This window comes from Pseudomonas sp. GW821-FHT01D09 (assembly GCF_059422465.1).
In genome coordinates this window covers 236,590-259,325 of the sequence record NZ_JBWKWY010000002.1, presented here as the reverse complement: position 1 = coordinate 259,325, position 22,736 = coordinate 236,590, and the positions used below count along the sequence as shown (strand labels likewise).

General features: G+C 56.2%; 29 protein-coding genes and 1 pseudogene. 19 read left to right on the top strand and 11 right to left on the bottom strand.

The annotated features are described in order from the left end of the window. Positions 1-76 precede the first annotated feature (76 nt). From AC07W7_RS03985 to AC07W7_RS03950, 8 genes are all read left to right on the top strand, one after another. Positions 77-1,102, top strand: a complete 1,026-nt coding sequence (locus AC07W7_RS03985; protein ID WP_495038769.1) for an ExeA family protein — start codon at positions 77-79, stop codon at positions 1,100-1,102. 1 nt (position 1,103) lies between these two features. Next, positions 1,104-1,421 (top strand): hypothetical protein, encoded by a 318-nt coding sequence (locus AC07W7_RS03980; RefSeq protein ID WP_236310171.1) that lies wholly within the window; start codon positions 1,104-1,106, stop codon positions 1,419-1,421. Further along, positions 1,418-1,897: a hypothetical protein gene (locus AC07W7_RS03975; protein ID WP_236310172.1), complete on the top strand. Its 480-nt coding sequence runs from the start codon at positions 1,418-1,420 to the stop codon at positions 1,895-1,897. The genes AC07W7_RS03980 and AC07W7_RS03975 overlap by 4 nt, the downstream gene beginning before the upstream one ends. Next, entirely contained in the window at positions 1,890-2,507 is a 618-nt protein-coding gene (locus tag AC07W7_RS03970) for a DUF3164 family protein (protein ID WP_495038768.1), read from the top strand. The genes AC07W7_RS03975 and AC07W7_RS03970 overlap by 8 nt, the downstream gene beginning before the upstream one ends. Position 2,508: 1 nt before the next feature. Then, on the top strand, positions 2,509-2,796 hold the full coding sequence (locus tag AC07W7_RS03965) for a hypothetical protein (protein ID WP_495038767.1): 288 nt from the start codon (positions 2,509-2,511) through the stop codon (positions 2,794-2,796). Between the two features lies 1 nt (position 2,797). Beyond that, a complete protein-coding gene (locus AC07W7_RS03960; protein WP_495038766.1) occupies positions 2,798-3,487 on the top strand; it encodes a DUF2786 domain-containing protein in 690 nt (229 codons plus the stop codon). Between the two features lie 183 nt (positions 3,488-3,670). After that, positions 3,671-4,111 carry a gp16 family protein gene (locus AC07W7_RS03955; protein WP_236310332.1) on the top strand — a complete coding sequence of 147 codons (441 nt, stop codon included), beginning with the start codon at positions 3,671-3,673 and terminating at the stop codon, positions 4,109-4,111. Then, entirely contained in the window at positions 4,108-4,470 is a 363-nt protein-coding gene (locus AC07W7_RS03950) for a Mor transcription activator family protein (protein ID WP_083266235.1), read from the top strand. Before AC07W7_RS03955 ends, AC07W7_RS03950 begins: the two co-directional genes overlap by 4 nt. Positions 4,471-6,194: 1,724 nt before the next feature. Here the strand turns inward: AC07W7_RS03950 and AC07W7_RS03945 are convergent. Beyond that, positions 6,195-7,525: pseudogene (locus tag AC07W7_RS03945) on the bottom strand (sensor histidine kinase). Further along, positions 7,518-8,192, bottom strand: coding sequence for a response regulator transcription factor (locus AC07W7_RS03940; RefSeq protein WP_495038765.1), 675 nt, complete (start codon positions 8,190-8,192; stop codon positions 7,518-7,520). The pseudogene AC07W7_RS03945 and the gene AC07W7_RS03940 overlap by 8 nt, the downstream one beginning before the upstream one ends. 137 nt (positions 8,193-8,329) lie before the next feature. Here AC07W7_RS03940 and AC07W7_RS03935 point away from each other — a divergent pair, with 137 nt between their 5' ends. Together AC07W7_RS03935 and AC07W7_RS03930 are read left to right on the top strand one after the other, a co-directional pair. Continuing rightward, positions 8,330-8,497, top strand: a complete 168-nt coding sequence (locus tag AC07W7_RS03935) for a hypothetical protein (RefSeq protein ID WP_495038764.1) — start codon at positions 8,330-8,332, stop codon at positions 8,495-8,497. Further along, positions 8,484-8,840 carry a hypothetical protein gene (locus AC07W7_RS03930; RefSeq protein WP_232243949.1) on the top strand — a complete coding sequence of 119 codons (357 nt, stop codon included), beginning with the start codon at positions 8,484-8,486 and terminating at the stop codon, positions 8,838-8,840. Before AC07W7_RS03935 ends, AC07W7_RS03930 begins: the two co-directional genes overlap by 14 nt. Before the next feature lie 275 nt (positions 8,841-9,115). Here AC07W7_RS03930 and AC07W7_RS03925 read toward each other — a convergent pair whose 3' ends face one another. After that, positions 9,116-9,724 carry a LysE family translocator gene (locus AC07W7_RS03925; protein ID WP_076964668.1) on the bottom strand — a complete coding sequence of 203 codons (609 nt, stop codon included), beginning with the start codon at positions 9,722-9,724 and terminating at the stop codon, positions 9,116-9,118. Between the two features lie 269 nt (positions 9,725-9,993). Between AC07W7_RS03925 and AC07W7_RS03920 the strand changes: the two genes are divergently transcribed. Then, positions 9,994-10,404 carry a VOC family protein gene (locus AC07W7_RS03920; RefSeq protein ID WP_099169946.1) on the top strand — a complete coding sequence of 137 codons (411 nt, stop codon included), beginning with the start codon at positions 9,994-9,996 and terminating at the stop codon, positions 10,402-10,404. Positions 10,405-10,460: 56 nt separating this feature from the next. Here AC07W7_RS03920 and AC07W7_RS03915 read toward each other — a convergent pair whose 3' ends face one another. Next, the gene (locus tag AC07W7_RS03915) at positions 10,461-11,078 is read right to left on the bottom strand and encodes a LysE family translocator (RefSeq protein ID WP_495038763.1); all 618 of its coding nucleotides are present in this window, start codon (positions 11,076-11,078) and stop codon (positions 10,461-10,463) included. Between the two features lie 66 nt (positions 11,079-11,144). Between AC07W7_RS03915 and AC07W7_RS03910 the strand changes: the two genes are divergently transcribed. Next, positions 11,145-12,062, top strand: coding sequence for a LysR family transcriptional regulator (locus AC07W7_RS03910; protein WP_099169948.1), 918 nt, complete (start codon positions 11,145-11,147; stop codon positions 12,060-12,062). Between the two features lie 115 nt (positions 12,063-12,177). Here the strand turns inward: AC07W7_RS03910 and AC07W7_RS03905 are convergent, their stop codons facing one another. Beyond that, on the bottom strand, positions 12,178-13,452 hold the full coding sequence (locus AC07W7_RS03905) for an OprD family porin (RefSeq protein WP_076964664.1): 1,275 nt from the start codon (positions 13,450-13,452) through the stop codon (positions 12,178-12,180). 842 nt (positions 13,453-14,294) lie between these two features. On the opposite strand from AC07W7_RS03905, the gene AC07W7_RS03900 reads away from it, so the two are divergent. The 5 genes from AC07W7_RS03900 (at position 14,295) to AC07W7_RS03880 (ending at position 18,567) form a co-directional block, all read left to right on the top strand. Beyond that, on the top strand, positions 14,295-15,335 hold the full coding sequence (locus AC07W7_RS03900; RefSeq protein ID WP_099169949.1) for a cyclase family protein: 1,041 nt from the start codon (positions 14,295-14,297) through the stop codon (positions 15,333-15,335). A 372-nt stretch (positions 15,336-15,707) separates the two neighbouring features. Further along, positions 15,708-16,202 carry a P-loop nucleotide/nucleoside kinase family protein gene (locus AC07W7_RS03895; protein WP_495038762.1) on the top strand — a complete coding sequence of 165 codons (495 nt, stop codon included), beginning with the start codon at positions 15,708-15,710 and terminating at the stop codon, positions 16,200-16,202. Between the two features lie 94 nt (positions 16,203-16,296). Next, complete coding sequence (locus tag AC07W7_RS03890; protein WP_169901869.1) at positions 16,297-16,917, top strand: LysE family translocator; 621 nt, start codon at positions 16,297-16,299, stop codon at positions 16,915-16,917. A gap of 190 nt (positions 16,918-17,107) precedes the next feature. Continuing rightward, positions 17,108-17,509, top strand: a complete 402-nt coding sequence (locus AC07W7_RS03885; protein WP_495038761.1) for a GFA family protein — start codon at positions 17,108-17,110, stop codon at positions 17,507-17,509. Between the two features lie 188 nt (positions 17,510-17,697). Continuing rightward, entirely contained in the window at positions 17,698-18,567 is an 870-nt protein-coding gene (locus tag AC07W7_RS03880; protein WP_495038760.1) for an AraC family transcriptional regulator, read from the top strand. Positions 18,568-18,674: 107 nt separating this feature from the next. Here the strand turns inward: AC07W7_RS03880 and AC07W7_RS03875 are convergent, their stop codons facing one another. Further along, positions 18,675-19,286 carry a hypothetical protein gene (locus AC07W7_RS03875; protein ID WP_169866942.1) on the bottom strand — a complete coding sequence of 204 codons (612 nt, stop codon included), beginning with the start codon at positions 19,284-19,286 and terminating at the stop codon, positions 18,675-18,677. Between the two features lie 58 nt (positions 19,287-19,344). Between AC07W7_RS03875 and AC07W7_RS03870 the strand changes: the two genes are divergently transcribed. Both AC07W7_RS03870 and AC07W7_RS03865 read left to right on the top strand, forming a co-directional pair. Then, positions 19,345-19,563 carry a hypothetical protein gene (locus AC07W7_RS03870; protein WP_495038759.1) on the top strand — a complete coding sequence of 73 codons (219 nt, stop codon included), beginning with the start codon at positions 19,345-19,347 and terminating at the stop codon, positions 19,561-19,563. A gap of 409 nt (positions 19,564-19,972) precedes the next feature. Continuing rightward, positions 19,973-20,194, top strand: a complete 222-nt coding sequence (locus AC07W7_RS03865) for a hypothetical protein (RefSeq protein ID WP_495038758.1) — start codon at positions 19,973-19,975, stop codon at positions 20,192-20,194. Between the two features lie 7 nt (positions 20,195-20,201). On the opposite strand, the gene AC07W7_RS03860 is transcribed toward AC07W7_RS03865, so the two are convergent. Genes AC07W7_RS03860 through AC07W7_RS03840 form a run of 5 tightly spaced genes read right to left on the bottom strand, consistent with a single transcriptional unit; the run spans position 20,202 to position 22,541 of the window. Continuing rightward, a complete protein-coding gene (locus AC07W7_RS03860; protein WP_495038757.1) occupies positions 20,202-20,720 on the bottom strand; it encodes a lysis system spanin subunit in 519 nt (172 codons plus the stop codon). Beyond that, the gene (locus AC07W7_RS03855) at positions 20,720-21,145 is read right to left on the bottom strand and encodes a cell wall hydrolase (RefSeq protein ID WP_495038756.1); all 426 of its coding nucleotides are present in this window, start codon (positions 21,143-21,145) and stop codon (positions 20,720-20,722) included. The genes AC07W7_RS03860 and AC07W7_RS03855 overlap by 1 nt, the downstream gene beginning before the upstream one ends. 60 nt (positions 21,146-21,205) lie before the next feature. After that, positions 21,206-21,463 (bottom strand): hypothetical protein, encoded by a 258-nt coding sequence (locus tag AC07W7_RS03850; protein ID WP_495038755.1) that lies wholly within the window; start codon positions 21,461-21,463, stop codon positions 21,206-21,208. Then, entirely contained in the window at positions 21,460-21,759 is a 300-nt protein-coding gene (locus AC07W7_RS03845) for a hypothetical protein (RefSeq protein ID WP_495038754.1), read from the bottom strand. The genes AC07W7_RS03850 and AC07W7_RS03845 overlap by 4 nt, the downstream gene beginning before the upstream one ends. Next, positions 21,759-22,541, bottom strand: a complete 783-nt coding sequence (locus AC07W7_RS03840; protein ID WP_495038753.1) for a phage tail protein — start codon at positions 22,539-22,541, stop codon at positions 21,759-21,761. The genes AC07W7_RS03845 and AC07W7_RS03840 overlap by 1 nt, the downstream gene beginning before the upstream one ends. Between the last annotated feature and the right edge of the window lie 195 nt (positions 22,542-22,736).

Here is a 22,736-nt window from a genome sequence, read left to right as displayed (position 1 = left end):
CGCCATCGCCCAGCTGCTGAACCACGGCCAGTGGCCACGCAGCCTGGATAACGAAGAACTGCAGGGGCGCATCCGTGTGTTCCTGACCGAATCCGGCGCCAACGATGCCGATATCGCCAACGCTTTTGAAGAAGTGGATCTGCCGTGCGCCAACACGACAGATCCGGCCCTTAAAAAAGAGCCGTCCGGGGAGGACGAACCTATGTTACTGCCAAAACAAACTTTGCTGCCATCTACCCGCAAGGCGTTCAGCCTTTTCCGTGACCCATTTGATGAGCTTTCCTGCGCCCAGGACATGTGGGTCAGCCCGGATATCCGCTACGTTCGCGAGGTGATGTACCAGACCGCCCGACACGGTGGCTTCATCGCGGTTGAGGGGGAATCCGGTGCAGGCAAAAGCACCTTGCGCCGTGACCTGGTGAACCGGATCGCAGAAAACAACGATCCTGTGTTGATCATTGAGCCCTATGTATTGGCCTCGGAAGATAACGATACCAAGGGTAAATCCCTGAAAAGCACTCACATTGCGGAGTCAATGATGGCGGCGGTCTCGCCCCTGACCAAGCCCAAGAACAGCCCCGAAGCGCGCTTTGCGCAACTGCACAAAGCGTTGAAAGAATCCCATGCGGCGGGATATCGCCACTGCCTGGTGATCGAGGAGGCCCACAGCCTGCCTATCCCGACGCTTAAGCACCTCAAGCGCATCCTGGAGCTGGAGGTGGGTTTCACCAAGCTGGTCAGCATCATCATGATCGGCCAGCCCGAGCTGAGCGTGAAGTTAAGCGAGCGCAACGCCGATGTGCGCGAGGTGGTGCAGCGGTGCGAGCGCGTCACGCTTCCACCGGTTGAAGGCGCTCGCCTGGAGGAGTTTCTGAAGTTCCGCTTTGAGCGTGCAGGTAAGCCGCTGGCCGAGGTGATCGACGCCGGGGGCATCCAGGCCATTGCTGCGCGTCTGTCGCAGGCCGACCGCCGTGGTGGTCGAGACGAAACAATCTCGCTGCTGTATCCGCTGGCCATCGGCAACTTGATGATCGCCGCGATGAACTTGGCCACCCACCTCGGTGTGCCGACAGTCACCGCCGATGTTGTGAAGGGGGTGTGAGATGGCCGCTCTGTATCTGGTAAGTCCGCCAACAGCTCATAGGTTCAGCATTCTGGCTGAGGAATTCCCGGTGAAGTTGTTGGCATTCAACGAACTGACCCGTGATATTCGCAACGCCGATATCGAGATAAAGCACCTGGTACTGCTGGACAACAAAATCTTCATTGAGCAGGGCTGCGTTGAGCTGTTCTTGCGCCGTTTTGGGCACGAACTGCGCGGCTTGCGTTACACGCCTGCAGGACGTTTTACCCGTAACACCGTGACGGTGCGGGGTGTTGATGTGGCTTGGTACTCCTTGGTAAAGGAGCAAGACCAATGAATCACGCGCTTGATGTCTCGATTAAAGCCCTGAGAGCGGCTGTTGAGTCCGAAACCCCAACGTTGTTCTGGCAGGAAACCATGACGCATGTGGCGGTACTGCTGGATCATGCTGAGCGGGTGCCCAATTCATCTCGGGCGTTAGAAGCGGCTCATGCGGCCATTGCTGAAGCCCGCTTCCCGGACGCTATCCAACATTTGCAACAGGTCATCAACTGCCTGCACGCCGAGTGCAGCGAACACGTCACCCGGTTGGCTGATTTGGTGACGGCCTTCGACGCCGCGCTGAGCCTGCGGCCCTTCCTATGGCTGGAGATCGGCTTCAACAGAGTCGTTGGCTGGATGATCACCGTCTACGACAAAACCGGCGGGGTTGAGCGGGTCGTTGTGCAGGCTCAAGGCGCGGGCGCCGATGAAACCTGCCAATGGGCCACCTTGCATCTTCAGGCTCTTATAAAGGAGAGCAGCCATGTCTGACATCAAGATCCCAGAAGGTTTTGTCCGCAATGCCGTAGGTCATCTGGTCCCTGTCGACCAGGTGCGTGAACAGGACAAACTGCGTGACCAAGTCGCCCGCGAACTGGCTGAAGCGGCGAAGGCGCTGAACCTGGCTCTGAAGAACTTCAAGCAAAAATCACTCACTGACGTGGCTGATCTGATCAGTATTGCCGGTGAGCGCTACGGCGTTCAGATGGGGGGTAAGAAAGGCAACGTCACTATCGCGACCTACGATGGCCAGTTCAAAGTGCAGCGCTCATATGCTGACCGGCTGACGTTCACCGAGGAAATGGAAGTGGCGAAGGTCTTGGTCTACGACTGCATTCGGGCCTGGAGCAAGGGCGCGGACGGCCATTTGCTGGCTATCGTCGACAGGACTTTTAGCCCAAACCGTAACGGCCAGATCAAGACCTCTGATGTGCTCGACCTGCTTCGTCTGGAAATCAACGACGACAACTGGAAGGCGGCGATGCAGGCGGTCAAGGATTCGATTCTTGTCACGGGAAGCGCGGTGTATATCCGTGTATATGAACGGATCGGCGACTCGGACAACTACAAAGCGATCCCTCTTGACCTAGCGGTGGTGTGACATGACTGATCTGGCCAAAGCAAACATCTGCGACCATGACGTCGTGGAGATTATCGAAATGCTCCAGCAGTGGCATGCCAACCGCCTTGAGAAACTGCAGATGATTGTGCAGGTACCTTCAGATACCGAGTTGGTATTACGCGGAAAGAATGGACAGCAAATTTCACTGATCGGTGAAGAGCGTAAGGGCTTCAAAGCTGGTTGCGCCACAGCACTGGAACTGTTTGGCAAGTTCCCACTGACTATGACCAAGGTCGCCAGCGACGACACAGACGCGGGGCAAGAGTGATATGGACAACAACCGCACTCTGGAAAAAATCAAGAAATGCCTGGAGATGGCCAAGTCCAAAACCAGCAACCCCCACGAGGCGGAGACCGCATTACGTCAAGCCCACAAACTGATGGAAATGTACAACCTGGAGGTGGGTGATGTACTCGCCAGCATGGCGAGCGAGCACACAACCCTTGCGGGCTCTGAGGGTTCTCCGCCTGTTTGGCGTGTGCGCCTGGCCCAAGTCTGCGCAGATGCATTCGGCAGCAGGTTCATCATTTCCAACCCTCGGTGGAGTGCAGCTCGCTTCATCTTTGTTGGCTGTTCAGCTGCACCTGAACTGGCCGGTTATGCGTACCAGGTACTCGGACGCCAACTGCAGAAAGCTCGCCGTGACTTTCTGGACACTCAGAAGCGCTGCAAGCGTTCGACGAAAGTTGCCCGAGGTGACGCGTTCGCCAACGGTTGGTTGGATGCTGTCCACAGCAAGATCCAGGCTTTCGCGGGAGTTGAGGACAATATTGCGGAGGCAATCGAGGCGTTCATGCAGAAACATCACCCTGAGTTGGAGAGCGTCGAACTCAAGCGCCGCAAGGTCAAAGCACGCAATGAAGGCGCCAGTGATGCCGGTTATGAGGCTGGTAAATCCGCTCAACTGCACCAGGCGGTGAATCACCAGCCTCGCGCACGCTTGACCATGGGGCTTTGAAATGACCACGACCAGCACAGGGAAACTTTCAGCCGGTGTATTGGAGTTCTTGGCGATCTGCGATCAGTGCCAGCGCACCCGAAACACCGGTAACCACACCAAATGCAGCAAGGCTCGGCAACAGATTCACGCTGCCCGAAACCAGCAGAGCAATAGCGCACGTTCGACGCAGGGAGGTGCCCAGTGAAAACCGCGCCTTCCAACCCGAACCGCCTGCGCTTGATCAAGCTGATCCACGTCGCCCGACGTGAGCTACGCATGGAAGATGACACCTATCGCCTGATGCTGGCTGGCATGAAGGTTTTGGACGGCGCAACGTCCACCGCTGATCTGAGCGTTCCAAACCTGCTCAGGGTTTTGGAACAGCTCAAGCTAAAGGGTTTCAAGGCTCGTCCAAACAAAGAGCAGAAGCGGCCTCTGGCCGACGACATCCAATCGAAGAAGATCCGATCACTGTGGTTGGAGCTGCACGGCCTGGGTGCGGTGCGCGACCCCTCCGAGGCGGCTCTGGCCAAGTTCGTACAGAGCATGACTCGTGTCGAAGCGCTGCAGTGGCTGACCACAGCCCAGGCAAGCCGGGTCATTGAGAACCTGAAACAATGGATGGGGAGAGTCCAGCAATGAGTACATTACGCGGCAGTGATCTTTTGAGCGAAGCCGTCGAGCCTATTGCCAAAGTGATTCGCGACACTCTAGGGGTCAGCCCCGAACTGGCCGAAGCGACGAGCGTGGAAATCACCACGCTGTTCGCATTTTTGTGGGGGGGCCAGGTGGTATACGTCCCGAAGGGCGTTTTTATCCAAGCTTCGAAGCTCCACCAAAAAATCTACGATGACTTCACAGGACGGAATCACCACCAGGTGGCGACGAAGCACGGCGTCTCTGTTCAGCACGTATATACAGTGGTGAAACGTATGCGACTGGCAATCATCGCCCGTGACCAGGGAGACTTATTCCCACCACCGGACGATGAGCATGCTTGAGCCCGCTACGATCTAAACCCAGCCACATGCCCCCGCCAGCACCAGCTGATCGGGGGCTACTTCCAATTGCACTAGCTGCAACTCTATTTCACAATCCATCCCAACCCAGGCCAGCGTATCCCGGATTAGCCCAGGTTTATCTCACCGCTCCCTATGGATTTATCTCAGTCCTAAACATGCACTTACAGGATGCGGACTTCTCCCTCCCCCAGCGCCACCCGCTCCCCCCACAGTCGAGCACTCTATTGCAAGCAAGACCGAAATCGCCGATGCAAAAAGGAAGCTGCTCAGACGTATATCAGACCCTGACTCCGCGAAATTTGAAACTATTTACAAATTCAAGGGGCGCTTCGCTAGCGGTAAAAGCTATGAAGGAGTCTGTGGGTATGTGAATTATAAAGGCGCAGAAGGTGGCTATGAAGGATTTACACCATTTATGGTCGTTGGAGATGTGGTCTCTTATTACGGTGACCATTTACCACACAACTACCATATCCTCAAAAGTTTTTGCACAAAGTCACGATCAAGCTAATAGGCAGAGGCCGGTAAGTAAAGGTCAAGTTAGCCTTTGAGATCAATAGTAAGTACTACCGAACCTATATTAATACTTTCCTAGGCTAGTGCCCCGAATGGCTAGCCGGTCTGGATGTTAACGCATCCGCCCGGCTCACTTCTTTTCAGACTGTTGTTTCGCGCCTATAGGCCTGACAGGCCTTGAGTAGGATTAGGCCTCGGTCGTCTTCGTCGGTGATGACGATAATTCGTACCAGTTTATGCTCGCGCCTCGCTTGGTAGTTCCGGGATCGCCGCAGGCAGCGGCGGCGAACTTGCCGGCTTCAACGTGCAGCCGCTCGCCAGCGACACGCGAGCTTTTGTCATAAAACAGCCGAGTGTCAGTGATAGGTTCACATCAGGTCTCACTTCATCAAAGGAATGGATTATGAACGCCTCATACCTGCTGATGCTGGGTGCACTGGGTCTAACACTTTCACCGTTGATCTACGCCACGTCCGAGGTTGATGCCGAGGAAAAAAGTCAGTTACGCAAGCTTTTTTGCGAGTCAAAGGGCGGATCTGATGTGACACTGCAAGGCGAGTTGAAAAAGGGGGACGGTGTCGGTGCCGTAGTGGTGTGCAGGCTCCCGCCTTCCGCAACAACCGTTGTCGAAAACCAAGCAGTGTCGACCCGGGCCCTTCTGCCACTCACGCCCATTACCGCCGCGCTCTCCCCCCATCGGGGGTATACAAGCTTGATCCAGGCGCCGCCTCCGTCAATACATCCTGTTCGGCCAACATAGCCATCGCAAGCATGACGATAACGCAGTGAGGCTGGCCATGAGGAATATGCCTGGTTTTTTCAGAACCGTTGCCAGAATGGGCGTATTGCTGACAACGATACCGTTGTCTCTTTCTGGCTGCGCTCAAGAACCGCCCAAGACGGTAAGCCAAGACGCCACGCGACGGGTGTCGGTGATCTGCTCCAGCAGCATCCCTACGGACGCCACCCCGTGTCAGCAAAAAGCCGAATCGGTATGTCAAGGTGCCGTGAAACTACACTCCGTCAAACCACCCACCAAGGTCATCGTCGCAGAAGGCATCTCCCAGCACCCATTAACGGTTGCCTACACCTATGACACGGTTTACCTCTGTGAGAACTTACCCTCAAGCACGTTGTGACACGACCGCATCGGCGCCGCCCATCTATTGATGGCCTGGTTCCCAGCGTTACGCACCTGTGCGCCCCACAACTTTACTACCTGTTCCGCCCCGCAAACTCGTGAACTCAAGAATCACCGTAAAACGCTGCTGCTCAAGGATCACCTCAATCTGCCAACCCAATTTTGCGCATAACTGACGCATCAATTGCAGCCCCAGGCCGTAACCGAAATCATTGGACTCCTCCCGCGGCTTGGCCTCCCGGACGTGATTGGCAATCACCAACCGGGGATAGTCGAAGCTGATTTCTACCTGGCCTTCTTCCGCGTATTGCAGCGCATTGCGCAGGAAGTTGCCGATCACGATGCGACACGCGGTGGGGGGGAGTCGGCAGGGTTCGTTGTGGATGTCGACAAGCAACTCGATATCCCGGTTGCCGATCAGGTAGCGATGTTTGTCAATCAACTCGCCCACCAACGCGCTCAGGTCAATGTCTTCCTGCGGCAACGGTTCGGGGCGCTCGCGGCTCATCCACAGCAAGGTCTCGGCGATAAGCTGCATATTCAGCACCGAGCGCTCAATACGTTGCAGGGCGGGTGGCAGGACACCGCCGGCCTGCAGGGTCAGCAGTTCTATATTGGCCTTGAGCACCGCCAGCGGGGTTCGCAGTTCATGGCTGGTGTAGCGCAACAGGCGCCCTTCGCGCTGGCTGGCGGCCTGCACTTGCTCAACACTCTGGGCCAGGGCGTCGGCCAGGGTATTGAACTCCTTGAAGCTGAAATCCGGGCGTTTGCAGGCCATGGCATCAGGGTTTTTCAGGGTGCCGGACCATTGGGCCAGGCGCCCCAGCGGCCGCACCAGCCACCAGACCAACAGGGCGATGATGATCAGCGCCGGCACGAACACCGCCAGGCTGATAAACACGACGCCTTGCAGGACCTGGTCAAAGTAGGCGTCGGACAGCGGCGTCTCGACCTCGCCACCCTCTTCGTGATCATGGTCGATGTCATACATATACAGGGTCTTGCCGTCGCCCAGGGGCTGGGAAAGGACCGCCCGGACCTCTGTGTCGTCGTCATCGGAGTCGGTATCACCAAAGACCTGGACCGCGCCGAAGGACATGCTCGGCGGTGCCTTGAGCAACTCACGCACACTGGCCGGCAAGGCTTCCTTGCCGATGACGGACTCGAAGAAGTAATTGTGCGGGGGTGGCGTGGTCGGGTCCTTCTCGTAGTGCCTGACGAAATACCGGGCCTCCTCTTCCATCATCGCGCTGGCGGTGTAGAGCAGGCCGCGCACGGTGTATACCGGCAGCAGCTGGCTGTAGATCAGTAACACCACGGCAATCAGGAACAGGAGCTGCCGCTGATCACCCACTTCAGGCTCAGGCCGTTACGCATGGGGTTTGACCTGAATACCGACCCCAGGAAGGGTGTGGATCAACGGCCGGTTGAAGGGTTTGTCGACCGCCTTGCGCAGCCGATGCATGTGGACCTTGAGGGTATTGCTGTCCGGTGGTTCGTCGCCCCAGATCGTGGTTTCCAGGCGTTCCCGGGGCACGGGTTCAGGGCTGGCGCGCATCAGGTACTCCAGCAAGGTCCAGCAGATGGGCGACAAATGCAGTACCTGCCCGGCGCGGCTGACGGTGCGGGTCGTCAGCTCCATCACCAGGTCGTCCACTTGCAGGCGGCTGGTCTGGCTGCTGCGGCGCATGCTCAGGGCACGAATCCTGGCGACCAGTTCGGCCAGCTCGAAGGGCTTGACCAGATAGTCGTCGGCGCCTGCTGCAAAGCTGGCGAGCTTGTCCGGGAGGGCGTCCAGTGAAGTGAGCATCAGGATCGGCGTCTGGCTGCCTTGCGCGCGTAACCGTTCGCACACTTGCTGGCCGTCCAGGCGCGGCAACATGATGTCCAGGAGGATCACGTCGTAATGCTGGTCGAGTGCCAGGTTAAGAGCGGCCTGGCCATTGCTGACGTGGTCGCAGACCATGCCGCTGATCTCCAGGTATTCGATGATGGTCGTGGCCAGGTCAAGGTTGTCCTCGACCAGCAACAGATGAATATGCACGGGAACGTCCCCTCGGACAGGTGTTGCGCAGAGGGTTGAAGGATAACGGAAGTCGCGCGATTTCCCGTGGATGTTTACCTCGCGTTAACCCGCCACTCTCTAAGCTGGCCTCTTCCTATCCAGAGGTCATCACCGTCATGAACCGTTACTCGATGGTCAAAAGAGTCCTGCTGGCCTTGATGCTCTTCGCCCTGATGGCCAGCGTCCTGCCCGCTCGCGGGCATCGGGGGGAAGGCAGCCGGTTTCTGCTGGGCACGGGCATCGAGCAGGCAGCTCCGTGCTGTGGCGCCAATGCCTTCCGATAGCGGCACCCGTTACACCTGGCAGGTGGTGATATGCCTGGGGGTGATTATGGGGGTATCGATTGCGATGGGCGCCTATATCATGCATTTGAATGCGCGCATTGATAAGCAGCGAGAACTGTCGCCGGTGTATCTGCACGACTGTGACAGCGGGCGCGGGGGGTTTATTGTCTACCCCGATGGCCGGCGCAGCAGTGACAATTGCTACCCCATCGATGAGGCTGAAGCGACGGGCGCCGACCTGACGCCGGACCTGCCAGGCCCGCGCCGCACGGAATGGCTCAAATACATCCTGCCTGCCGCTGAGCCCGCCCCAAGAACGCCCAAGGGGGCCCGGACGGTCTGATCAGCACCTCCAGGCCCCAGCCCAAACCCCGGCACACCAGCCTGCAAGCTGCATCTGATACGCTTTTTTCTTTATCAGCTGCATCTGTACCGAACAGCCCACAACCCCGACAATGGCTCATCGGCAGGAACCCTCCTGCCACCCTTCTGCCTTTTGGAGGCCCCATGGCTAAGATGGCACTTTTTCTGTTTGGGTTTCTGGCACTGACCATCGGGATCGGCCTGCTTGCCACCATCTCACCGGTCTGAGCCCTGGCCCGCAAAGGCCTCGGCTCTTTAGCCGGCAAAAAACATCGGGTACAACGACAGCACCAACAGCCCCGCCATCGACCCGTTGAAGATTTTCAACCAGCGAGGCTCACGCAGGATATTGCGCAAACCGGTGCCACACCCGGCCCACACGCACACACTGGGCAGGTTGACCACGGCAAACACTACGGCGATGACCAGCACGTTGGTGAAGTAACCTTCAGCCGGTGTATAGGTGGTGATCGCCCCCAACGCCATGACCCAGGCCTTGGGGTTGACCCACTGGAACACCGCGGCGGCGAGAAAGGTCATGGGCTTGCGCTTGCCGTCCGTGTCGTCTGACATCGCGCTGGAGGTCGCAATCTTCCACGCCAGGTACAACAAGTACGCCGCCCCGATATAACGCAACGCGGTGTACGCCCAAGGCAATGCCTTGAACACCTCCCCCAGGCCCAGGCCGACCGAAATCACCAACACCATAAAGCCCACGCTGATCCCCAGGGCATGGGGAATCGAACGGCGAAAACCGAAGTTCACCCCCGACGCCAACAGCATGGTGTTATTGGGGCCAGGGGTAATCGAAGAGACGAAGGCAAACAGCGCAAAGGCCGACAGCAGGCTGGTGGACATCAACATGGGGCGTTATCCGGGCAAATTATTGTTGCCCTGACAGTAGAGCGTTCTGTGACGCCTCGCCCCGTACAGCTAGAGGTAGATCGAGAGATACAATTTGGACGGTGTTCCGCCAAGTTCCCCACTTAAGGCCGCTGACAACCTGCAATAAAGATCCATGTGGGAGCTGCTGCGATGAGCCTAGTACTCTGGATGGTTCAACCCCGCTCTGCTATGGTGCTGTCATCTGAAAACCCTGGCTGTCGCGCACCTACAGCCCTCAAGGAGTCAGCATGTTCAGCCACATCACCGTAGGCACCAACGACCTGGATAAAGCCGCCGCATTCTACGATGCCGTATTGATCCCACTGGGCCTGTGCCGCCGCCCTGTGACCCCGGATGACGGGCCCTCTTCCGCTTGCTGGATCACCCCAGGCAGCCCAATGCCACGTTTCTATGTCTACTCCCCTTACAACCGCCAGGACGCCACAGCGGGCAATGGCAGCATGGTGGCTTTCTCTGCCCCCTCACCCGATGCCGTCGATGTGGCCTATGCCGCCGGAGTGCTGGCGGGTGGACTCAATGACGGCGAGCCCGGCCCACGCCCGCATTATGGCGACGGTTACTATGGCGCCTATCTGCGGGACCCGGACGGGAACAAAGTGCATATCGTGCATCGCGGCGATCTCCAGGCCACGGCATAACGGCCAGACCGCTGCGAATAATGGCCGCGCTTCTCAAGCCCCAAGTTCCATTCAACTCAACCGGAACGCTGGGTCACTGTCAGTAAGATCCCGAAGCCCACAAGCAGGCCGCCAAAGATGCGATCAATCCAATGTCCCGCGGCCATTAACCGTTCGCGCACCATCCCGGCCGAGAAACATAGCGCGACAAGGCTGAACCACAGCACATGCGCGCCAACGATAAATAACCCATAGGCCATTTGCACGGTCAACGGGGTGTCTGCTCGTACTACCCCCATGAACAGGCTGACGATGAAGATCGATGTTTTCGGATTCAACGCATTCGTCAGAAACCCCGTACGCAGCGCTGCCAGATCCGACATAGCCGGTGGCGCGGCGTCCAACGGTTCAAGGGCCGGCTTGGAGCGAAGCATCTTGATCCCCAAGTAGACGAGATAGGCCGCTCCAGCCAGCTTCAATACATTGAACAACCAAGGTGTCTGTTGCAGCACCACCCCGAGTCCGAGCAACGTGTAGCCCACGTGGACAAGCACCCCCAGGCCAATTCCCACAGCGGTGAACACCCCTGCCCGTCGAGACAGGAGCAGTCCGTTGCGCGATACCATGGCGAAATCTGGCCCCGGACTGATGCATGCAAGGAGTGTGATGGTGATTACTGCTATCCATTCGCCCATGTTGTACCCTTTGATCTATTGGTCGTATGACGCAATATTTACAGATCTTATGCCTGGGTAATAACGATGATTCCTGAAGGAAATAGTGACTGCAACTCACTGATTTCTGAGAGCCGCATGCCGTCTCTGCTTGCATTGCGCTGCTTTGAATCAGCCGCACGCCTCGAAAATTTCGCCCGTGCGGCTGACGAACTGCACCTGACCCCTGGTGCCATTAGCCGCGCAGTGCGCCTGCTGGAAGAGGATTTGGGCGTTGATCTGTTCGAGCGGCGCAGCCGAAGGGTGTTCTTGACCGAGGCCGGAAGACGCCTGGCAAAAGCGGTCAGTGAAGGGCTTGGCTTGATAAACCAGACCGTGCGCGGGATACGCACCGATGCCCGGCGAACCCGCCAGCTGGTCTTGTCCTGCGAGCCAACGCTGCTGATGCGCTGGTTGATCCCTCGTTGGAGCGACTTCCAGGCCCATCATCAAGGGCTGGACATTCACCTGGTTGCCGGCGGTGGCCCCTTCTCATTCAACCAGGGGATCGACCTGGCCATTCGCCGGGACGACTTCCCCCGACCTGCCGACTACCATGCCGAGCCCCTATTCCCAGAGAAGGTCGGCCCAGTGTGCCGGCCGGAAAAGGCCGAGCAGTGGTTTGGCAAACGCAGGCAAGCCCTGCTCTCCTCAGCCCCGCTGCTGCAGACGACGAGCCGGCCTACGGCTTGGCAAGAGTGGGCCAGTGCAAAAGGACTGCCCACTCCGGCCATGGACATGCAACCATTTGAGCACTTTTACTTCAGCATCCAGGCGGCTGTTGCAGGCCTTGGAGTGGCCATTGGCCCGTGGCACTTGGTGCGCGACGATATCCAAAGCGGTGTGTTAGCCGCGCCATTGGGATTTGTTGAAGATGGCTCGCAGTACTGCCTACTCTCGCCTACCGCACCTAAGCCGGGTAGCGTGGAAATGAAACTGCTTGAATGGTTGCAGGCTGTGGGCTGACGTTTATGGGTTTTCGTGACATCCGTTGCGACCCGCTTGCTGATCGACACGTTTTCATCAGCATGGGGGCAGTCTTCACTCTTTAAAAAATCAACACGTTTTCACGTGATCAGTTTCACCACAGCGCCAACGTATAGTTAAAGATCAAACGGTTCTCATCTATATCGCTACCAAAATTGCGGGAACGCACGGTTGCGTTGCGCAATTTGATACCCACATTTTTCATTGGACCGCTTTGAATCACGTAACCCAGGTCGGTATTGCGCTCCCACTCCGAACCCTCGGGAAGACCGCCCCCCAACTCAATGCTATCCCCTTTCACATAACGAGTCATAAAGGTCAGGCCAGGAACCCCCAGGGCGGTAAAGTCATACTCGTAGCGGGCTTGCATCGAACGCTCATTACGGTTGGCGAACTCAGATATTTGCACGAGGTTAACCAAGAATGGATCGCCATTACCCAGATAGGGATACCCCGTTTTCCCATTCATTTTCTGGAAGGTAACCGTAAATGCATGACTATCCAAAGTATAAGTAAACATCCCACCCAGAGCCCGGTTATCAACGTTGCTGTTGGTCCCATTCTTGGCCCAAGCATAGCGCAAGTCGGTTTTCAGGACCTGGCCCTGGGCAATGGGCAACGTATGCACCAGATTGATAATCTTCTGCTCATAGAGCCCCTCCAACCGGCCATAGTGCAGCCCCGTTGCGAGCCTTGGCTGCCACTGGTAGGTCAACCCTGCAAAGTCGAAACGATCACTGCTCTTGCCTACCACAATCCCCTTGGCTCCTCCCGTGGTGATGGTCATCTTTTCTGCATTCGATGAGTCGCGCTGACTGACCCTGTCCAGGCGGCCAAAATCCAACGTCAGTCCATCAATCTCAGAACTGTTCAGATGAGCCCCCCGATAGGTCTGCTGTATCAGGCGGGTGTCGTTGGCCAGCACAGTGGGAAGCCTGGGAATCAGCGTACCGACCTTCAATTGACTGTTTGAAGCACGCAACTTGATGGTGGGCCCTAAGCGTCCGAAATCGTCAGGCGCTCGACGCGGTGCTGAGCGCCCCCGAGGAAGTAGTCCACTGCCGGCTCTATCTGGGCTCGAATCCAGCTTGATGCCCAACTGGCCAATCATATCGAGCCCCACACCCACCGGGCCCGAGGTGTAACCGGAGGCATAGCGCAATGTAAATGCCTGTGCCCACTCCTCCTGCTTGGATTGTGTGGCAGTCGGCTGGCGAAAGTCGCGGTTAAAGTAGAAATTACGCATATCGATGCTGGCTTTACTGTCACTGATAAAATCCGCAAAGGCCTGAGGCACCGTCAGGGTAAAAAACAACGGGGTTATCAGCAAAGTAAGCGGACGCGCAGATACACAACGAAAGAAGGTCATTGTTTTTATTCTCGACGATCAAGCGATAAAAATGGCCGCATCCCCGAACAACATGCGAATACACGGAATACTCATCCAAATAACATCAAGTTGTACGGTATGAGTCGGGGCAGGGTTTTGTCGATTCCAGCGATAAGGGCGCGAGCACGCCTTCCTCAGTAGGTTTCTCTCCAGAGGATCGGACTTTCAAAATGAATAACGCGACCGGAATAAAGCAGAAGAAGGAGCAAACCAAGCTGGTAACGGGACATCGGACTAGCGCCAAGCGCAGTACGAAAACTGACAATCTGATTCTGCATCGCAAGGTACCTTTTATTTTTTTAGGGTTACCGCATGGCATGGGACGGGTGAAATAGCTTACAGATTTTTAATCTAAACAGCCTTTTTCATTTTCGTAATCGAATTACGCAAAACGTAATTCCTCCAGGAAAGCTCGTCAACCCCAAAATATCAACCTTCCGTCTTATAGCTCAAAGGAATATGAAAATTCCTTTTTGATATAAAAACCACAAAGACGAAATCAAAATTTTCGCCATCGTCGGCGACAAAAAAATCGACGCTGCCATTCAATTCCTAGCGGCAGTTCAATTAATAAAAATTAAAGATTTTAAACTTGGCAAAACTCTATCGTCATTTAAAAGGTTACTACAAGACCCCGTAAGATGGTATATCCATAATCTCCGCAAGGAAACTAGCTCCCTCCTGATCGGCGAATTTGAGACACGCATCCGGGGCAGTTGCTTATCAATTAATAAGAAATCTTTAGAACATAATTAAGTTTATTGTTATTTTTTTCCTGAGTATTTTTGTCTACCTTGGCGACTCACCTAGAGGAGATCGTCATGAGCAGCGTAAAGAGGAAGTTTGGCATCTCAGTTTGGGGGCTGGGGCTGTCTATTCTTCCAATAATATCGACACCCGCTCTGGCCGAGAACCTAAAAGATCAGATCGGCATGGCCCGTCATCTCGGTACTGCTACTTGGGCGCGTTGCGCGCTTGAGTTAGAAAAACCAGGCGCCAAAGCTTTTGAACTCTCTCACGAGCGGGCCAATGAGATGCCACAAGCGAAGTTCGCCGAGAACGAACAGTATCGCTTTGATGCCCCGCATGGCCTACCTAATACTCGCCACGGCTTCAACACCGAATCGGTCCAAGGAAATATCGGGGGGCAAGGCACTCAGATCGATGCCCTTGGCCACTTCGGGTATCTTCCATTCATATGGGATGGCAAGGGTGAGTTTCCAAAAGACAAACTCAAATACTACGGAGGCTGGACACATCAGCAGATCAAACCTACCGATGATTCAAGGCTCCAAGCCTTGGGAATCGAAAAAGTCCCGCCCATTGTAACCTCCGCCATCTTGCTGGATGCCGCTCGCTACCTGAATAATGGCAAGCGTCTCAACGACAATCAGATTATCAGCCAGGCTGATATCGAAGGCATGCTAAAAGCACAAGGGCTGGCCAAACGAGGTCTCCTGCCCGGAGATATGCTGCTGATTTACACAGGCTGGGGTAAGAACTGGGATGAAGCTCCAGCAAAGTATTACACCCAGGGCCCGGGGCTCGGTTATGACGCAGCGCTTTATTTGCAGCAGCATGAAATCGTGGCAGTCGCTTTGGATAACCCGTTCACTGACCCAGCTCCAAAAGGCATGCTCGACGGCACGAAACAACCGGAGGGAACACCTAAGGGGCTCCCCTTCGCTATCCACCATAACAATCTGACTCAGGCGGGCATCTATCAGATCCAGAACGCCAAGCTGGACGAACTGGCAGAAAACCAGGTCTGGTCATCTTGCGCAATAGTCCTGCCCTTGAAGATCAAAGGGGGTGCTCAATCTCCCGTGAGGCCCGTCGCTATTGGAGCGGCTTCGAGCTAATTCCCTCCAGGCCGTCCCGCCAGAGTGGCGGTGAAGGGTCTAAGCCAGATGAAATGCATCTAGAGGCTGCATAAAAACGGGACAGATTTATTTTCGGAGAACAGGCCACTTTTTTCGATAAATAAATCCGCTCCCCTTTATGCAAAGCGGTGTGTTAGCCGCGCCATTGGGGTTTGTTGAAGATGGCTCGCAGTACTGCCTGCTATCGCCTACCGCGCCTAAGCTGGGTAGCGTGGAAATGGAGCTACTTGAATGGTTGCAGTCTGTGGGCTGACGCCTGTGAACCATCAGCCACTTCCACGCCCCCCTTCAGGTTGTGTTACACAAACGATCCTAACTGCCAGGCAACACCCACTCAGCGAAGGACATAGCGTGCTTATCGTATTCAGCGGCCTTCCCGGCACCGGAAAAACCACTATCGCCAAGGACCTCGCGGCTACGACAAGTGCCGTCTACCTACGGATCGATACGATTGAGCAAGCGCTCCGCAACTCCTCCGGTGCATTTGCACAAGACGTGGGACGCAGTGGCTACAGGGTTGCTAACGAGCTTGCATTGAGTAATCTTCGCCTCGGCCACACAGTCGTCGTTGATTGTGTAAACCCTGTGAACGAAAGCCGAATAGCCTGGAGCGAAGTCGCCTCAAAGGCCGGTGTCCGGTTAGTCAATATTCAAGTGATTTGCTCTGATAAAAATGAACATCAGCGGCGGGTAGAAACAAGGAAGATTGATGTTCCAGGGCTGACTCCACCCACTTGGCAGTCTGTACTGGATCATGAATATGAAGCGTGGGACGAGGCGCCGTTTTGCATAGACACCGCCGTGGTTTCGCCGACGCAAGCGGTCTCGATAATTACTCGCCAATAAGTGTCCAGTAAGTCGCTTGAAAGGTGCTCAGCGGACGCTGACACCTACAGGGTTTCAACTATAAGATTGATGCAAAACGGTTCTGGAGAGGCCTATGGACTTTGCAACACTAGCGTTATTCCTGCCCGCATGCTTTGCGCTGAATATGGCGCCAGGGCCCAACAATCTGCTGTCCATCAGCAATGCAACGCGCTACGGATATCGCACCTCCTGCCTCGCAGGCGTCGGCCGTTTGTTGGCATTCGCAATCATGATCGCACTCGCTTCGGCGGGCCTGGCCGTCGTATTGCAAACTTCAGAGCTCGTCTTCTACGGGATCAAGATAGTCGGCGCGGCGTACCTTTTTTATTTGGCGTATCAGCTGTGGAACGCCACACCACAAGCACAAGCCGAATCAGAAAACACTCGGGTGGGGTTGTGGGGGTTAGCAAGGCAGGAGTTCCTCGTCGCCGCCGGCAACCCCAAAGCCATTCTGATCTTTACCGCGTTCTTACCTCAATTCGTTGACCCAACGGTAGACGTTGGATCCCAATTCACACTGCTCGGAGTGTTGTTCCTGGCATTGGAGTGGATTGCCATTGGCGTCTATGCATACATCGGACTGCACATGCGCCGCTGGTTTACACAGCCTCGTGGGAAGAAGATTTTTAATCGTTGCTGTGCCGGTTTGTTATCCGCTGCGGCCTCGACCCTATTGATGGCGCGGCGTGCCTGATCATCATCAAAAAACAAAAATGGCACCGATTTATTGTCCGAGAGCAGGCCACTTTTCGATAAATAAATCCGATCTCCTTTATGTCCCATTGTGCATTGTCACTGTATTAACCTGGATGTGATCTTCAAGTCAGTCGACTGATTAGACTGCGCCGGTTACGCTGGCGTTTTTCGCATCAATGGAAGAGCGTATGACAAAGGTGTACCAGGGAAGCTGCCTATGCACAGCCGTCAGTTACGAGCTATCCGCCACGCCGAAAGCAGTGATTCATTGTCATTGCAGCCAGTGCCGCAAAGGTCATGGGGCAGCATTTGCTTCTTACGGCAGTGTTCCGCGTAGCGCGCTGCGCATAGCTGGTGGCTCCGTCCATATCAAAACTTATGCATCGTCAAAGACGGTAGTACGCGAGTTTTGCGCGCAGTGCGGGTCGGCATTGTTCTGGTCACGGTCTCAAGGCGAGTTTGCCAACTGGGTTTCAATAGCACTGGGCACGCTCGATACACCCTTCTTGCCTCAAAAGCAGAAACACATCCATCTCGACTCCGCAGCCCACTGGTACATACCCTTCAACCCATGCCCTCAGGTCGACTGAAGGCTTTGGGTCGAAACGCTCCTGTCTTTGACACGTACTCCCCCACAATACATCCAGTACCTGTTGCGTAGGCTGTTCGACGTCCCCGCCACGGTGGGCCAGCCTCATGCCTTGAGCAAACTCGGCTAGGCACCCTTACGTCGCTATAGTCGACTCTATTGGCGACCGTACTTCCAGGAGCTTTTCCAGTGTCTGACCTGCCGCCCCATTGCGCTTACACAAAACGCTTCAACGCCGTGCTCGCCTACATTGATGGCAATCTCGAAGGTGACCTGTCGGTGAAGACGTTGAGCCGTGTGGCAAACTTTTCGGCATTTCACTTCCACCGCCAATTCACCGCGTTCGTTGGCGTGCCGGTCTCACGTTATGTGCAACTGATGCGCCTACGCCGCGCGGCACATCGCCTGGCGGCCCTTGCGGATCACTCGGTGCTGGACGCGGCACTCGATGCCGGCTTTGAAAGCCCCGAGGCATTTTGCAGGGCGTTCAAGCGGGCGATCGGCATGACACCGAGTGCATTCAGCAAGGAACCGAACTGGCAGGTCTGGAATACGGTCTTCGCAATCCCTCACTTTTCCAGGACTATCATCATGCAAGTAAGAATCGTGGATTTCCCCGAGGTCAAAGTAGCAGCGCTTGAGCACTGCGGCCCTCCCGGGCTCGTCAATGAGAGTGTGCGCAAGTTCATCGAATGGCGAATCCAGAGCGGCCAGTCGCCGCAGGCATCGAGTCGTACCTTCGGCATTCCCTATAACAACCCCGACACAACACCTCCCCAAGCATTCCGCTTCGCAATCTGCGGCGAGATTCATGAGGCGGTGGCGCCGAATGAGTTCGGCGTGCACGAGCTCGTCATTTCTGGCGGGCGCTGCGTTGTGGTGCAACACGCGGGGTCACCGGATCATATTGGCGAAACGATCTACCCGATTTACCGCGACTGGCTTCCTACCAGTGGAGAGGAACTGCGTGACCAGCCACTGTTTTTCAACTACCTGAGCACCTATCCCCAGACGCCGATGGATCAATGGCAAACGGATATTTATGTTCCGCTGCAATAGGGGAGTAAGCAGTTTTTGGCCTTGAGTTGGCGGCAGTGAGAGAAATTGGGGCAGATTTATCAGAGATAAATAAATCTGTCCCCTTTTCAGTCTATAAAGATGGGGAGCTACAGATTGCGCTTCATCCGCGCACGTATGTCCCCGAGAATTTCCTTAAGAATATCTCTATGAGCTTTCATACCGTCAAGGTGACGCCTCAGAGTCTCTCTATCCTGAGTACGAAGTGTTCCTGCATGGGACAAAGCATCCTGAAGAATACCGCAGGAGTGGCTAACACTTTGAAGAGCCTTCAATGTGGGCTTCAACGCTTGTTCGCTCACAGGCTGAGAAATAGCAATCATCAACGCCTGATGGACACTTTCCAAGCGCTTCAATCCAGATGGAGTCTCACCCGGCCGATAAAAGTCGCTACAAATCGTAGTCAACGCAGACACCGCTTCTTGAACAATACCTTCTGCCAAAGACACAGCGCGTATCTCAACGCCTAGGTCAGCCTCGCGACTTTTTCGCCTTTCCAATTCATGAGTTCGAGTAGCAACCATAAATGCGCCGATAATCGCGCCTATGGAACCTATGGCTTGGACCCAAGCAGCAGCGTTATCAAAAGTCCAACGCTGAAACATCAGGACTATAGCCACAACAATAAACAATGCTCCTGGGGGCGACAGGGCGACTTTCAGCAATGTATTAGTTTTAAAACGAATTTCCTCGGGAAGCATTTGTGGCTCCTAGCCATCACTCAATGTGTGATTGTGAACAAATCTAGAAATATCGTCCATGGAGGCTCCTTTAATCCTCGACCAGATTTATCAACAGCCAGAACCCAGTACGGCCTCAACTTCGCCGGTGGCGGTGGCGCGACCATGGACCGACGCCATCAGCATGCACAAGCGTAACCACCCAGGCGCCGAGCACTACATCACCGACGTCTATGACGTATGCCCGCGCATGATCACCATGGAAAACGTCGTGCGCCCCTTCAACGGGGCCCCTTGATCGCCAAGCGTGTGTACCGGCGCATCGGTGCGCTCGTGAAGCCTTCAAAATGAGATAGTTTCGGAACTCCACCTTCTAAAATTTCGGAACTCCAGCACTTTCTAGCAAGCAATAAAAAACCCCGTAGACGCTAATCTACGGGGTTTTCAAGAGTGGAGGCCGAGGTCGGAATCGAACCGGCGTAGGCGGATTTGCAATCCGACCACCAAAACACCACGGCATAAGCTTTGCAACGTGCTTTCAGTACCATAACCTCACTAACTTCGCGCAGCTACAAGCCCCGAGGAGCAAGGGGGCACCTCCGAGTATTGGTACTACTTCCCACCCGTCCACGGCGTCCTGCCGACAGCTCACAATCCACCACCAAGCAACCCAACTGCTAAGCTGTTCACTCCAAGGAGGAACACCGATGCCGAACTCTGACCTGCTCCCTTCACTACTCCCTTCCCTGCTGTCCAAAATCAACGAAAACCAACTCGCCCTTGAAGCTGCCATCATGGAGCTTACGAATTGGGTTGAGCAGCAAGGCGGCACTACCGTCGCCGAAAACGTGCGGGGTGCTCTAAACACGCTCGACTGGAACGAAGAATTCATCAAGTTGACTTTGGCAGTCCTCATGGCGCCCGACTGATCGAGTGTCAGCGAGCTATTGCCCTCGCATACGCCTGGCAAGCCCGCAGCGCGATCAGTCCTTGGTCGCCGGCATCGGTGATGGCGATAATTCGTTGAGCATGCGCTGGGTCAAGTTGGGCTCTACGGGCTCCATGAACCACGCCGACGGCGCCGGGGGCGGCAGGCACGTTGCAGCCACCGGCTGAATCCGTTGCGTCGAGAAGGACTGACAGCCGCACATCAGCAGTAGCAAGGCGGTCACGCAGCAGAGCCTGGTTGCGTTGAGCATCGGAAAGTTCTCGGGTGTGTTGTTGATCGGAGGTGGCCAGCGTCTGCTCCAGGGCCAGGCGCCTGCCCTGCTCGGCGCTCACCTGCTTGGCAGCCGCCGCGCTGACACCGGCCATTTCGCCCTGGTGCAGGCCGGCCTGCTCGGCCAGCTTCTTGCCCATGCGCCAGTCCTGCACCTGCCAGGTGAAGCCGGCGGCGCTGACCATCAGCACCAGGATCAGCACCACCAGCCCGGCCAGCTTCTGGATGGGCGTCATCACGGCACATCCTTGAAAAAGATGTGATGCCCGAGGCGCAGCGTTTGCTTGGCCTTCGCCGCCCAGGCCGGGGCCTTGGGCATCGTGGTTGCGTAGTAGTGCGTGGCCCCACCGGTTGGATCCGCTACCGCGCCGGTCATCACCTGGTCAGCCGCGCGCTGGGCCTGGGCAAACTGCGCGGCCGGGATCGGCTTCGCACCGCTGAGGTAGGCGTAGTTAGGGTCGTTCTGGTTCCAGCAGCTGAACTGCCAGGGCTTCAGGCACACGCCGGCGTAGCCCTCCCCCCACCAGGACTTGGCCTTGCCGTCGAACACGCGGTTGCGGATGGTCCAGGCCACGGCGATCTGGCCGTCCAGGCCTTCCCCACGGGCCTCGCCCCACAGCGTGCGCGCTAGGATGTCCCGGTCTTTATCGGAAGTGATCATGCTTTTCTCCAGGCAAAAATAAACCCGCTCGATGGCGGGTGTCTGTACTCAGCGCGCGGATCAGTCAGCGAGAGGCCCAACGCTGACCGGCATCGGGTAGCGCGCCTTGATGGCTGCCACAGAAGCGAGCCATGCGGTGTAGTCAGGCTCCAGACCCTGGCTCAGGGCGTCATAGTCGGCTTCCAGACGCAGCGGGTCAGACTCGGCAAGGTAGGCGGCCTGGCGCGATGCCCGTGCCGACTCCAGCGCCTGCTTCTGTTCATCCTCCAGGCGCTTCTCAACTGTGATTGCTTGGCTGAAATCGATGTTTTCGATCATAGGGGAATGCTCACATTGCCATCAGGCGGATTGATGATGTCGCGCGGGAAGCAGGCCGCCTGGCTGGCACCAGGCGCAACAGGAAGGCGGAACGTGATGATCAGGTCGCCATCGACACGCAGCACGCTTTCCTCGATGTAGTCACAGTCGATTGCCGATGCGGGAAGCGTTGCACCGTCAGGCAGTGGCCGGAAGTCAAAGCGCTCGCCGTTGACCGTCAGCACGTCACCGCGCTTTTTGATCTGCAGCGTTTCGGTAGGGTCGACCGGGGCGCAGGGTTTGAACTTAATGATCATCAGTACCACCTTCCAATTGCGAACAGCGTCATAGTGAAGTTTCGAGCAGCCAGGGACACAATCGACGCAATGCCAATTGATGCGGCTGTAGTGCCCGTCGTTGGAGCGAGCTCCAAGGTCAGCGCCCCGGGCGAATTGGAGATCCCCCTGGGCACAGGCGTCCCTACGAACTGAGCCGGATAGGTCCACCCATACGAGGCATAGTAGAGGCCAGAAGCTGGACCAGTTGAGACCGCGAAGTTGGCCGTGGCCGTGTGCCAACAGATCTGCGTGCCGTCGGCAAAACGAATGAACTCGCCGCTGGCATTGCTACCACGCTGGAAGACTGCACCCGCTGGGACGCCGGCGGCTTGCGTGATGATGCCCACCAGATCCGCAATAGATGCGGATTTCAGTTCCAGGTTGGCGCGAGCAAGAGCCGCCGTTGTTCCGCCTGTGCCACCCTTCGTCACCGGCACAACGTTCTCGGTTGAGACCGTGCCCAGCCCGGCCAGTGTAGAACCCCACTGCCGGATGATGTCTCCTGCAACAATGGCCAGATCGCGCTGGTAGCCCTGCACCGGCATCACAGCATAGTTTGCGTTCGACACCGTGGCACTGCGGTATGCAGGGCTGATCGACAGCGTGGTCGGGCTCGGGGCGTTGATGACCTCGTACCACTGGCCGTCTGGGCCGATGAATGCATCCCCAGTAAGCGTGTTCGCTGCGAAGTTCGTACCCACGCCAGTGACGTTGGTTTGACCAGCGACAACGTTCACCTTTCCCTCTTTGTACCAACCCATATTTTTCTCCAGGCAACAAAAAACCGCACAAGGCGGCTATTGGGTTTGATCAGTAATTTCAATCGCTAAGACATGGGCTTGGCAAAAACAACAGGGTTATAGAGAGTGGTTGATATGTCCACGCCAACGACCTGCATCACAAGTCTATCAAGTGCATATTCCCAAACCGCGTACATATTCCCCTGCCTAGATGTT

Coding starts and splice junctions, on each gene's coding strand:
- AC07W7_RS03980 (WP_236310171.1), top strand. CDS start 1,104: ATGGCCGCTCTGTATCTGGTAAGTCCGCCAACAGCTCATAGGTTCAGC.
- AC07W7_RS03975 (WP_236310172.1), top strand. CDS start 1,418: ATGAATCACGCGCTTGATGTCTCGATTAAAGCCCTGAGAGCGGCTGTT.
- AC07W7_RS03970 (WP_495038768.1), top strand. CDS start 1,890: ATGTCTGACATCAAGATCCCAGAAGGTTTTGTCCGCAATGCCGTAGGT.
- AC07W7_RS03965 (WP_495038767.1), top strand. CDS start 2,509: ATGACTGATCTGGCCAAAGCAAACATCTGCGACCATGACGTCGTGGAG.
- AC07W7_RS03960 (WP_495038766.1), top strand. CDS start 2,798: ATGGACAACAACCGCACTCTGGAAAAAATCAAGAAATGCCTGGAGATG.
- AC07W7_RS03950 (WP_083266235.1), top strand. CDS start 4,108: ATGAGTACATTACGCGGCAGTGATCTTTTGAGCGAAGCCGTCGAGCCT.
- AC07W7_RS03935 (WP_495038764.1), top strand. CDS start 8,330: ATGAACCGTTACTCGATGGTCAAAAGAGTCCTGCTGGCCTTGATGCTC.
- AC07W7_RS03930 (WP_232243949.1), top strand. CDS start 8,484: ATGCCTTCCGATAGCGGCACCCGTTACACCTGGCAGGTGGTGATATGC.
- AC07W7_RS03925 (WP_076964668.1), bottom strand. CDS start 9,724: ATGTTGATGTCCACCAGCCTGCTGTCGGCCTTTGCGCTGTTTGCCTTC.
- AC07W7_RS03920 (WP_099169946.1), top strand. CDS start 9,994: ATGTTCAGCCACATCACCGTAGGCACCAACGACCTGGATAAAGCCGCC.
- AC07W7_RS03915 (WP_495038763.1), bottom strand. CDS start 11,078: ATGGGCGAATGGATAGCAGTAATCACCATCACACTCCTTGCATGCATC.
- AC07W7_RS03910 (WP_099169948.1), top strand. CDS start 11,145: ATGATTCCTGAAGGAAATAGTGACTGCAACTCACTGATTTCTGAGAGC.
- AC07W7_RS03905 (WP_076964664.1), bottom strand. CDS start 13,452: ATGACCTTCTTTCGTTGTGTATCTGCGCGTCCGCTTACTTTGCTGATA.
- AC07W7_RS03900 (WP_099169949.1), top strand. CDS start 14,295: ATGAGCAGCGTAAAGAGGAAGTTTGGCATCTCAGTTTGGGGGCTGGGG.
- AC07W7_RS03890 (WP_169901869.1), top strand. CDS start 16,297: ATGGACTTTGCAACACTAGCGTTATTCCTGCCCGCATGCTTTGCGCTG.
- AC07W7_RS03885 (WP_495038761.1), top strand. CDS start 17,108: ATGACAAAGGTGTACCAGGGAAGCTGCCTATGCACAGCCGTCAGTTAC.
- AC07W7_RS03875 (WP_169866942.1), bottom strand. CDS start 19,286: ATGCTTCCCGAGGAAATTCGTTTTAAAACTAATACATTGCTGAAAGTC.
- AC07W7_RS03870 (WP_495038759.1), top strand. CDS start 19,345: ATGGAGGCTCCTTTAATCCTCGACCAGATTTATCAACAGCCAGAACCC.
- AC07W7_RS03865 (WP_495038758.1), top strand. CDS start 19,973: ATGCCGAACTCTGACCTGCTCCCTTCACTACTCCCTTCCCTGCTGTCC.
- AC07W7_RS03860 (WP_495038757.1), bottom strand. CDS start 20,720: ATGACGCCCATCCAGAAGCTGGCCGGGCTGGTGGTGCTGATCCTGGTG.
- AC07W7_RS03855 (WP_495038756.1), bottom strand. CDS start 21,145: ATGATCACTTCCGATAAAGACCGGGACATCCTAGCGCGCACGCTGTGG.
- AC07W7_RS03850 (WP_495038755.1), bottom strand. CDS start 21,463: ATGATCGAAAACATCGATTTCAGCCAAGCAATCACAGTTGAGAAGCGC.
- AC07W7_RS03845 (WP_495038754.1), bottom strand. CDS start 21,759: ATGATCATTAAGTTCAAACCCTGCGCCCCGGTCGACCCTACCGAAACG.
- AC07W7_RS03840 (WP_495038753.1), bottom strand. CDS start 22,541: ATGGGTTGGTACAAAGAGGGAAAGGTGAACGTTGTCGCTGGTCAAACC.